Origin of the sequence: Microbacterium sp. NPDC087591 (assembly GCF_044743625.1) — a bacterium.
Lineage (GTDB): Bacteria > Actinomycetota > Actinomycetes > Actinomycetales > Microbacteriaceae > Microbacterium.
The window spans coordinates 2,226,810-2,236,554 of sequence record NZ_JBIUWU010000001.1 but is presented as its reverse complement, the minus strand read 5'-3'; the positions used below and the strand labels follow the sequence as shown (position 1 = coordinate 2,236,554).

7 protein-coding genes are annotated in these 9,745 nt (G+C 69.3%); 2 read left to right on the top strand and 5 right to left on the bottom strand.

What is annotated here, in order from left to right; genetic code table 11:
• Nucleotides 1-605: 605 nt before the first annotated feature.
• The gene (locus tag ACIOVG_RS10540; RefSeq protein WP_400872614.1) at nt 606-1,382 is read left to right on the top strand and encodes a hypothetical protein; all 777 of its coding nucleotides are present in this window, start codon (nt 606-608) and stop codon (nt 1,380-1,382) included.
• A 253-nt stretch (nt 1,383-1,635) separates the two neighbouring features.
• Here the strand turns inward: ACIOVG_RS10540 and cydC are convergent, their stop codons facing one another.
• From cydC to ACIOVG_RS10515, 5 genes are all read right to left on the bottom strand, one after another.
• On the bottom strand, nt 1,636-3,306 hold the full coding sequence (gene cydC, locus ACIOVG_RS10535) for a thiol reductant ABC exporter subunit CydC (protein WP_400872612.1): 1,671 nt from the start codon (nt 3,304-3,306) through the stop codon (nt 1,636-1,638).
• A complete protein-coding gene (gene cydD, locus ACIOVG_RS10530; protein WP_400872610.1) occupies nt 3,303-5,006 on the bottom strand; it encodes a thiol reductant ABC exporter subunit CydD in 1,704 nt (567 codons plus the stop codon). The genes cydC and cydD overlap by 4 nt, the downstream gene beginning before the upstream one ends.
• The gene (gene cydB, locus ACIOVG_RS10525; protein ID WP_400872607.1) at nt 5,003-6,031 is read right to left on the bottom strand and encodes a cytochrome d ubiquinol oxidase subunit II; all 1,029 of its coding nucleotides are present in this window, start codon (nt 6,029-6,031) and stop codon (nt 5,003-5,005) included. Before cydB ends, cydD begins: the two co-directional genes overlap by 4 nt.
• 14 nt (nt 6,032-6,045) lie before the next feature.
• Complete coding sequence (locus tag ACIOVG_RS10520) at nt 6,046-7,461, bottom strand: cytochrome ubiquinol oxidase subunit I (RefSeq protein WP_400872605.1); 1,416 nt, start codon at nt 7,459-7,461, stop codon at nt 6,046-6,048.
• Between the two features lie 90 nt (nt 7,462-7,551).
• Complete coding sequence (locus tag ACIOVG_RS10515) at nt 7,552-8,196, bottom strand: helix-turn-helix transcriptional regulator (protein WP_400872602.1); 645 nt, start codon at nt 8,194-8,196, stop codon at nt 7,552-7,554.
• 100 nt (nt 8,197-8,296) lie between these two features.
• Between ACIOVG_RS10515 and radA the strand changes: the two genes are divergently transcribed.
• A complete protein-coding gene (gene radA, locus ACIOVG_RS10510) occupies nt 8,297-9,664 on the top strand; it encodes a DNA repair protein RadA (RefSeq protein ID WP_400872599.1) in 1,368 nt (455 codons plus the stop codon).
• Nucleotides 9,665-9,745: the final 81 nt, after the last annotated feature.

Below are 9,745 nucleotides of genomic sequence, written 5' to 3'. Positions count from 1 at the left end.
CATTTGACAAGTGCACGCTGTTGAGTTCTCAAGGATCGGATGCTCCCACGACCCAGTCATCACAACCAGGCCCGAAGGGCAACTTCTCTATCTTATCCGTGTCTTCCAGGCTGTCAAATCGACACACCGGAAGGCTCAGAACCAGATCTGCAGCTCGGGGCTCAAGGCCTCCGAGGCAACTTCACTAGCTTATCCGTTCCGGCCTCGCTGTCAAACTGACAGCTGATCCGGTGTGGATGCCCCAGGTCAGACAGAAGTGTGTCTGCGATCTTCTCCGAGGAGCTGATCGAGTGGGGGTGGCTCTCCGCTTGAGGGGGGTGAGGCTCTCGGCCTCTCCGCTTCCCTGTGGGGCGAACAAGTAATAAGTTACGCGGATCCTCGGGATCGGGCAAATCCCGCCCGCCCGCCGGGCGTGTCGCCCGCGTTCCCGGTCTTCCCGGCCTTCCCGCACGGGAGCCTCATCCGGCGCGGGAGGAGATGCATGAGCCCGTACGTGCGCACATGAGGGCGTCTGCACGCGGCGGTTTTCCACGGTGCTCCCGCCCTGGGCGTGATCGTCCCGCCCGGTTAGGATGGCCTAAGCACCCGAAGGAAGGATGCTCACCATGGGCTTCATCACCTCCGCAGCGCTGGCAGAGACCGGCTACGTCGTCCTCGATGACCACGACCAGGCGGCCGACCCCGCCGAATGGCTCGATCTGGAGTATGTCGGATGGCGCTCCTCCGGCATCACCCGCTTCGCACCCTTGGCCAGCTACGCGGGTGACATCGAGTGCAACGGGTTCTGGAACCACACTCCTCCGCGCACTGACAAGGACGGCGTCTGGGTGCCGTCGCAGGTCGCCATCGCTCCGGTCCTCCAGGCACGTGCGCTGGAACCCGGGGCGGCCGTCGGGCGCTGCCGCGTGATCGAGCTGCAGCCGAACGACTATGCGGACGCCATCTACAACCTCCACCAGGACGACAACAACCGTCTCAACGAGGAGGGCACCGGCTGGGTGGTGCGTGGCTACTACAACCTGACGGACGACCCCGACTCGATGCTCATCCTGCGCTCGGACCGCTTCGACCCCGCGACCGAGATCCGCCTGCCGCTGCGCGAGGGCACGCGCATCATCGTCGACACGCAGCGCTTCTGGCACGCGGTCTGGCATCGGGGCACCGCTCCGCGCTACGCGCTCATCACGTCGTGGACCTCGGGACCCGAGCTCGACGCGTACATCGCCGCCAACCATGGCGACCCGCATCCGCCGACCGTCGAACTCGACGCCCGGTTCGTCGACGCCGCCCAGGTCGAGCTGCACCGCCGCATCGAGGAGCGCCGCCGTGCGTTCGAGGCGCAGGGCATCGTGATGGAACCGCCCACCCCGCTCTACGGCTGAGCGCTCCGCTTCCTGCCTCGGCGCGTACTCATCTCATCCCCTGCGCGCTCGTCCCCTGCGCGCTCGTCCCCTGCGCGCTCCGGATGAAGCGTCACGAGTGGTCTCTTCGCACGTCTGATCATGACCACTCGCGACCATTCCCACGGGAGAGGGGTCGCATTTCGTCGTATCGCAGCGGATGAAGCGACGATTCGCGACTTCTGGCAGGTTGCAGCGGCATCTTCGGGCGGGTCCCGCGCGACCGTGGGGCGGGTCAGACCGTGCGGCCGGCCTCGATCCGCACGACGCGATCGACTGTTCCTGCCGGCGGCTCCACGTGCGAGATGAGCAGCACCGACTGCTCGCCGGTCGCCTCGAGCAGGTCGCGCAGCAAGGCATCGGATGCCGCGGGGTCGACGCCCGCGGTCGGCTCGTCGAGCACCAGCACGGGGAATCCACGCAGCAGCGCCCGCGCCAACGCGATGCGCTGCGCCTGGCCGCCCGACACCAGCGCACCGCGGTCGCCGACGCGCGCGTCCAACCCGCCCCGTTCGCGCACCCAGTCCCGCAGGCCGACGCGGTCGAGCACGTCCTCCAGCTCCGCATCGCTTGCGGTGTCACGCGCGAACAGCAGGTTCTGGCGGATGTCCTCATCGAACAGTTGAGGGCTCTGCTCGCACAGGCCGATCGTGCGCCGCAGCGCCGGCCCCGACAGCTCGTCCGCGCTCACGCCGTCGAGCGTGTACTCCCCCTCGACCCGCAGAAACCCGACGAGCGCCGCCGCGAGGGAGCTCTTGCCGGCACCGCTGGGCCCTGCGACGAGCACGCGTTCGCCCGGGCGCAGATCCAGGTCGACACCGCGCAGCCCTTCGGCCCCACCCGGCCAGGTGGCCCGTACATCGCGCAACCGCAGCGTCGGCGTTCCCTCGACGACAGCATCCGCGCCGTCATCGCCGCGCAGCTGTTCCGGCATCCGCTCGGGCAGCACATCGACGATGCGCTCGGCGCTCGCGCGCACGCTGCGCCACGACGCAGCCGCGATCGGCACCGCTCCGAACACCTCGAACACGACCATCGGCACCAGCACGGCCACGGCCAGCCAGGGTCCGTCGATCGCACCGGTCGCCAGTCCCGGGGATGCCGCGGCGAGCGCCCAGACCGATGCCGCTCCCGCCACGGCCGAGACCACGCCTGCGGCCACCGCCTGCGCGAGCGATGCTCTGCCGACCACCCGGCGCAGGGCGGCGTCGGCCGCGGTGATCCGGGCACGGGCCTGCTCCTCGGCTCCGTAGGCGATCAGCACGTCGAGGCTTCCGAGATAGTCGACGAGCGCGGCAGACAGCTCGGCCCGGCACGCAGAGACGAGTGCTTCCGCGCGCGAGCCGAACAGCCACCCCATCCCCACTGCTGCCGCAGCGGCGATCAGCAGGCAGGCGGCGAGCGTCAGCGCGGCCGGCGGCGACACGAAGGCGATGAACCCGACCGCACCGAGTGCGACCAGACCCGACACCGCGAGCGGCTGCACCACCCGCAACGGCAGGTTCTGCAGATTGTCGACGTCGTCGACCAGGGCCGACAGCACATGGCCGCGGTCGGTCGCGCCGAGACCGGCCGGCGAGAGCGGGATGAGCCGGCGCACCATGTCGGCGCGGGTCGTGGCGAGCTGACGCAGCGCGGCGTCGTGTCCGCTCAGCCGCTCGAGGTACCGCAGCACGGCACGCGAGACCGCGAAGAAGCGCACGCCGACGACCGCGATCGACAGCGGCACGAGCGAGTCGACGATCGAGGCGCTCACGATCAGCCATCCGCTCACCGCGAGCAGGCTGACCGCGGCACCGGCGGACAGCGCACCCCACAGCAGCCCGGGGAGGAAACGGCGCACCGGCGGCTGGGCGAGCTGCAGCACCGCACGCACCCGTGCACGGCGGGATTCGGCGACGCTCATACGCTCACCCCCAGCGCGATGACCTGGTCGGCGATCTCCCTGGCGGACCGGCGGTGCGAGACGAGAAGGATCAGCGCACCGGCATCCGCCCGTTCCCGCAGCGCCGCCCACAGCCGTGCCTCGGTGTCGACGTCGAGGGCGCTGGACGGTTCGTCGAGCGCGAGCACGCGCCGGGGATCGTGCGCGTGCCGATACAGGGCCCTGGCGACGGCGACCCGCTGCGCCTGGCCGCCCGAGAGTCCTGCCCCCTGCACGCCGAGCTCGAGAGCGGGGTCGATCGTGTCGGCGCATGCGGCGTCGAGCGCGGAGCGGATGCCGTCGATGTCAGGAGAAGGATCGCCGAGCGCGACGTTCGCTCCGACCGTGCCGCGCAGGAGCCCGGGGGTCTGCCCTGCCCATGCGAGCCAGTCGGCTGGATCGAGCCGGCGCACGTCGCTGCCCTGGAAGGATGCGGAGCCCGCGAACTCCTCCGCCCCTCGCAGCGCCGCGAGCAGACTCGACTTTCCCGCTCCGCTCGGCCCCTCGATCAGCGTGATCGTGCCCGGCGCGGCCGCGAAGAGGACCGGCGGCAGGTCACGGACGCGCAGTCCGTCGACGACGAGCCCCGCATCGGCATCCGCATCCGCATCCGCCGTCTGCAGGATCGATGGCCGAATGCGGGAGTAATCACCGGTGTGTGCTCCTGCAGGTCGCGGATGCTCCTGCAGACGGGCAACTCCACCGGATGCACCGGCACCCCGTGCCGACGACATGTCCCCGGCCTCATCCAGCACGGCGAAGATGTCCTCGGTCGCCGCGACCCCCTCGGCTGCGGCATGGAACTGCACGCCGACCTGCCGGATGGGGAGGAACGCCTCGGGTGCGAGCAGCAGCACGAACAGCCCCACCTCGAGCGAGAGGTCGCCGGACAGCAGCCGGAACCCCACCGACACTGCGATCAGCGCGACCGCGAGCGAGGCGAGCAGCTCCATCGCGAAGCCGGAGAGGAACGAGAACCGCAGCACCTTCATGGTTTCGCGGCGGTACTCGTCGGCCGTCGACTCGATCCGATCCGCGGCGCGCTGCTCGCGTCCGAACAGTCGCAGCGTCGCCAGCCCCTGCACGGTGTCGGCGAAGCGGACGGCGAGCCGCTGCAGCGTGTGCCACTGCTTCTGCTGCACGGTGCGCGTGGCGATGCCGATCAGGATCAGGAACAGCGGGATCAGCGGCAGCGTGATGGCGGCGGTCAATCCGCTCGGCCAGTCCTGCCACCACATCACCGCGAGCACCACCGGCGTCGCGATCACGGTCAGCACCAGCTGCGGGATGTAGCGCGCGAAGTAGGAGTCGAGCGCCTCCAGCCCGTGCCCCGCGGTGACGGCGAGCGCCGTGCGGTTGCGCTGCGCGAGCCAGCCGGGGCCGAGGCGTCCGACCGCGCGGATCAGCGCCGCGCGCAGCTGCGTCCCGGTCTTCGCTGCCGCGCGGGTGCCCGCCGCATCCGACGCCGCGATCAGCAGTCCGCGCAGCAGTGCCACGGCGAGCAGCCAGAGCAGGGATGCCGTGACATCGCGCCCCGCGAGCGCACCGGTGACGGCATCCGTCAGCAGCCAGGCGAACACGATCACGACCGCGGTCTGGACGACCCCGATCAGCGCGGATGCCGCGAGGAACCCCCTCGCGGCACCCGCGTAGCGCAGCAGTCTCGGATCGACGGGTTTCACGCGTGCGCCGGAGCCCCCTCGATGGAGCTGCGGCTGACCCGCTTACGGAACACCCAGTACGTCCAGGTCTGGTACGCGATCACGAGCGGCAGCGCGATCAGCGCGGTCCAGCTCATGATCTGCAGCGTGTACGGCGTGCTCGACGCGTTCGCGATCGTGAGGCTGTAGGCCGGGTCGATGGTCGAGGGCATCACGAACGGGAACAGCGCGGAGAACAGCATGACCACGGCGAACAGCACCGTGAGCATTCCGGAGAAGAAGGCCCAGCCGTCGCGTCGAGCGAGAGAGAACCCGACGGCGGTGATGAGGCTGACCGCCGCGAGCGTCCCGGTGCCGATGACCAGCCAGAGCAGTGGAGCTTCCCGGCCCATCGCGATCGCGACCGTCCAGATCACGGTGGCCGCTGCGACGAGGATCGTCGGGATCGCGGCCTTCTTCGCCAGCTTGCGCGCGTCCTCATGCACCTGACCGTCGGTCTTCAGCGCGACGAACAGCACCCCGTGCAGGAAGAACAGCAGCAGCGTGGTGACGCCGGCCAGCAGCGCATACGGGTTCAGCAGCGCGAAGAATCCGCCCACGTAGATGTGGTTCTCGTCCAGCGCGACCCCCTGCACGATGTTGCCGAAGGCGACACCCCACAGCAGCGCCGGCACGGCGGAGCCGATCACGATCATCCGGTCGAAGCCCGCCTTCCACTTCACGCTCTCGCGCTGGTGGCGGTACTCGAACGAGACGCCGCGCAGGATCAGCGCGAGCAGGATCAGCAGCAGCGGCAGGTAGAAGCCGCTGAACAGGGTGGCGTACCACTCGGGGAACGACGCGAACAGGCACGCCCCCGCCACGATGACCCAGGTCTCGTTGAGGTCCCAGACCGGACCGATCGTGTTGATGACCTGTCGGCGCGACACGTCGTTCTTGCCGAGGAACGGCAGCGACATCCCGACGCCGAAGTCGAATCCGTCGAGCACGAAGTAGCCCACGAAGAGGAAGGCGACGATCCAGAACCAGACTGTTGCGAGATCCATGATGTCCCTCCCTCTCAGTACACGACCGACGGCAGCTGGGCCGTCTCGTCGTGGGGTTGCTCGGTGGTGTCAGGGCCCTTCTGCGCGGCCTTGATGATGAGGCGGATCTCGACCACGGCCAGCGCGGCGTAGATCGCGGTGAACGCGATCAGCGAGATCAGCACCTCGAGGCCGGAGACACCCGGCGAGACGCCGTCCTGCGTGGTCATGAGTCCGAACACGATCCAGGGCTGCCTGCCCATCTCGGTGAAGACCCACCCCATGATGTTGGCGACGAGTGCGAGCGGGAACGACCAGATCGCGAGCTTCCACATCCACTGCGCCGGGGGCTTCTTGGCGCCCTTGCGGGTGAGCCAGAGACCGACGACGGCGACCAGCGCGGCGGCCATGCCCAGGCCGATCATCCAGCGGAAAGCCCAGTACGTGATCCAGAGCACCGGCGCGAAGTCGGTGAGCCCGGTGGCGGCGTACGTCTGGCTGTACTCGGCGTTCAGGTCGTTGATGCCGTGCACGCACGCGTCGAGCGTGTGCGTCGACAGCAGCGACAGCAGATACGGCACGCGGATCGAGAAGAGTTCGGAGCTGCCGTCCGGCGTTCCGAGCGTGAAGAGGCTGAACGAGGCGTCGGGTCCGCACACCGTGTTGAACGTGGCCTCGGCTGCGGCCATCTTCATGGGCTGCGCGTCGTACATCGCGAGCCCGAGCTGGTCGCCGGTGAGCACGACGCCCGCGGTCGAGATGATCATCGCCCACAGCCCGAACTTGAGCGAGATGCGCATGGTGTCGAAGTGCTGGCCGCGCGCGAGGTGCCAGGCGGAGACGGAGATCACGACACCGGCGGCGAACATCAGCGCGCCGAAGATCGTGTGCGGGAACGCGGCGAGGGCGACCGGGTTGGTCAGCAGAGCCCAGAAGTCGGTGAGCTCGGCGCGGTTGGTCGCGGGGTTGTACGTGTAGCCGACCGGGTTCTGCATGAAGGCGTTGGCGGCGATGATGAAGTACGCCGACAGGATGCTGCCGATCGAGACGCACCAGATCGTGGCCAGGTGCAGCTTCTGTGGGAGCTTGTCCCATCCGAAGATCCACAGACCGATGAAGGTCGCTTCGAAGAAGAAGGCGAGCAGTCCCTCGAACGCGAGCGGGGCGCCGAACACGTCGCCGACGAAGCGGGAGTAGTCCGACCAGTTCATGCCGAACTGGAACTCCTGCACGATGCCGGTGACGACGCCCATGGCGAAGTTGATCAGGAAGATCTTGCCGAAGAACCGGGTCAGGTGCAGGTACTGCACCTTGCCGGTGCGCACCCACGCGGTCTGGAAGATCGCGGAGACCAGCGCCATCCCGATCGTGAGCGGCACGAACAGGTAGTGGTACACGGTCGTCAGCCCGAATTGCCATCGGGACAGGACCAGGGGGTCGAGCCATTCCATGGGCCACTCCTCTTTCTCAGCCTGCAGCCACGCTAACGGCGAGCCCGCCGCCCTCGTGGGGCTGCAGGCCGTGAATAAGACAGATGTCGCCTAGGCGGCGGTCATCTCCGTCAGTCGCAGCTGCACGGTGCAGTCCGCCGGGAGGGCGGAGGTGCGCACAGCCTCGGCAGCGAGCGGCCCACCGGCTTCGGTGAGCACCCCCTGCATGAGGCCGAGGTGCACGGTGCACAGCATCGGACGGTCTTCGGCGCGGCCCGCGGCATGCGGGCAGGGGCTGAGGTCGACAGTGAGCTGCTCGTCATCGACGACGGGCTCGAAGCCGCTCTCCTCCAAGTGTTCGATCAGGGCGTCCAGCTGATAGGTCGCATCGCGACCCAGAGCGGATGCCGACGCGGGCAGCACCCGGCGCAGCAGGTCTCCGCGGCGCGCGGCCGCCGTGACCTTGTCGCGGGCGATGGGACTGGAGGCATCGGCGGCACCCGTCGCCGCACTGTACAGCGTGCGAGGGCGACCGCGGGTGGTGCGATGCTCGGTGGACTGGATGACGTAGCCACCCTCGATCAGACGCTGCAGGTGCTCGCGGATCGTGTTGGGGTGCAGCCCCGTCGCCTCGCACAGTTCGCCGATCGTGCGCTCGGGCCGCGTCCCCGCTGCGCTCGCTTCGAAGAGCAGGTGCAGGAGCTGCACGCGCGAGAACGTCGAGATCGGCCCGCAGATGGGCCCGGCATTGGCCATGACTCCATTATGGCCAGGGCATCGCTGCGCGCAGAGCCATTCGGCCGTGAATAATGCCTCGCCCGATAGGGATGTCAGATGCCGCCGATAGCCTGGACGCATGGCCACCCGTAAACCCGCTCCCCCGGCATACGTCTGCACCGAATGCGGGTGGACGACCGCGAAGTGGGTCGGCCGCTGCGGGGAGTGCCAGCAGTGGGGCACGGTGCAGGAGCAGGCCGCCAAGACCGGGATCCTGCAGCGCGTCACGGCGCTCGCCCCGACCTCCGAGCGTGCGGCGCGACCCATCACGCAGATCACCACGCTCGATGCCCCGCGGCGCACGAGCGGCGTCGGCGAATTCGACCGCGTGCTCGGCGGCGGCATCGTGCCCGGTGCCGCGATCCTGCTCAGCGGCGAACCCGGCGTGGGCAAGTCGACGCTGCTGCTCGAGGTCGCAGCGCAAGCGGCGCGCGCCGGCCGCCGGGTGCTCTACGCGAGCGCCGAGGAGTCCCAGGCGCAGGTACGACTGCGCGGAGAGCGCACCGGCGCCCTGCACGACGAGCTGTATCTGGCGAGCGAGACCGACCTGGCCACGATCCTCGGTCACATCGACGAGGTGCAGCCCCAGCTCGTGATCGTCGACTCGGTGCAGACGGTCTCGTCATCCCTGATCGACGGCGCAGCCGGACAGCCGAGCCAGGTGCGCGAGGTCGCATCGGCGCTGATCCGGGTCGCGAAGGAACGCGGTCTTCCCGTCATCCTCGTCGGCCACGTCACCAAGGACGGGCAGGTCGCCGGCCCCCGTGTACTGGAGCATCTGGTCGACGTCGTGTGCCACTTCGAGGGCGACCGGCAGACATCGCTGCGCTTCATCCGCGCGCTCAAGAACCGCTACGGCCCCACCGATGAGGTCGGCTGCTTCGAGATGGCCGGAGACGGCATCTCCGAGGTGCCGGACCCCTCCGGCCTCTTCCTGTCGCAGGGAGCGACCGAGCCGGGAACGTGTGTGGCGATCTCCCTCGAGGGTCGGCGTGCGCTCCCGGTCGAGGTGCAGGCGCTCACGGTGCCGAGCACCTCGCCGAATCCGCGGCGCATCGTGCACGGTGTCGACTCCTCCCGCGTGGCGATGGTGCTCGCGATCCTCGAGAAGCGGGCACGCATCCCCACCGGACAGCTCGACGTCTACGTCTCCACCGTCGGCGGCGTGCGCTTCACCGAGCCCGCAGCCGACCTCGCCATCGCGGTGGCGGTCGCGGGGTCGATCCAGCAGTTCTCGGTGCCGCGGTCGGTCGCCGCGGTCGGCGAGCTGAGCCTGGCCGGCGAGATCCGTCCCGTCACGCAGGCGGCGCAGCGGCGCTCGGAGGCAGCGCGCCTCGGGTACGAACGCGTGGTCGACGACCGTTCCAAGACTCTGCGCGCGGCGCTCGACGATGTGCGCGCACACAAGCCGGGGCTGCGGGCCGTCCCCGATCTCCCGCCCTTCTGAGCGCGCCCCCCCTGGGTCCCTGAGCTCGTCGAAGGGCCCCCTGGGTCCCTGAGTAGACCCCCCGGGCCCCGAGCAGAACCC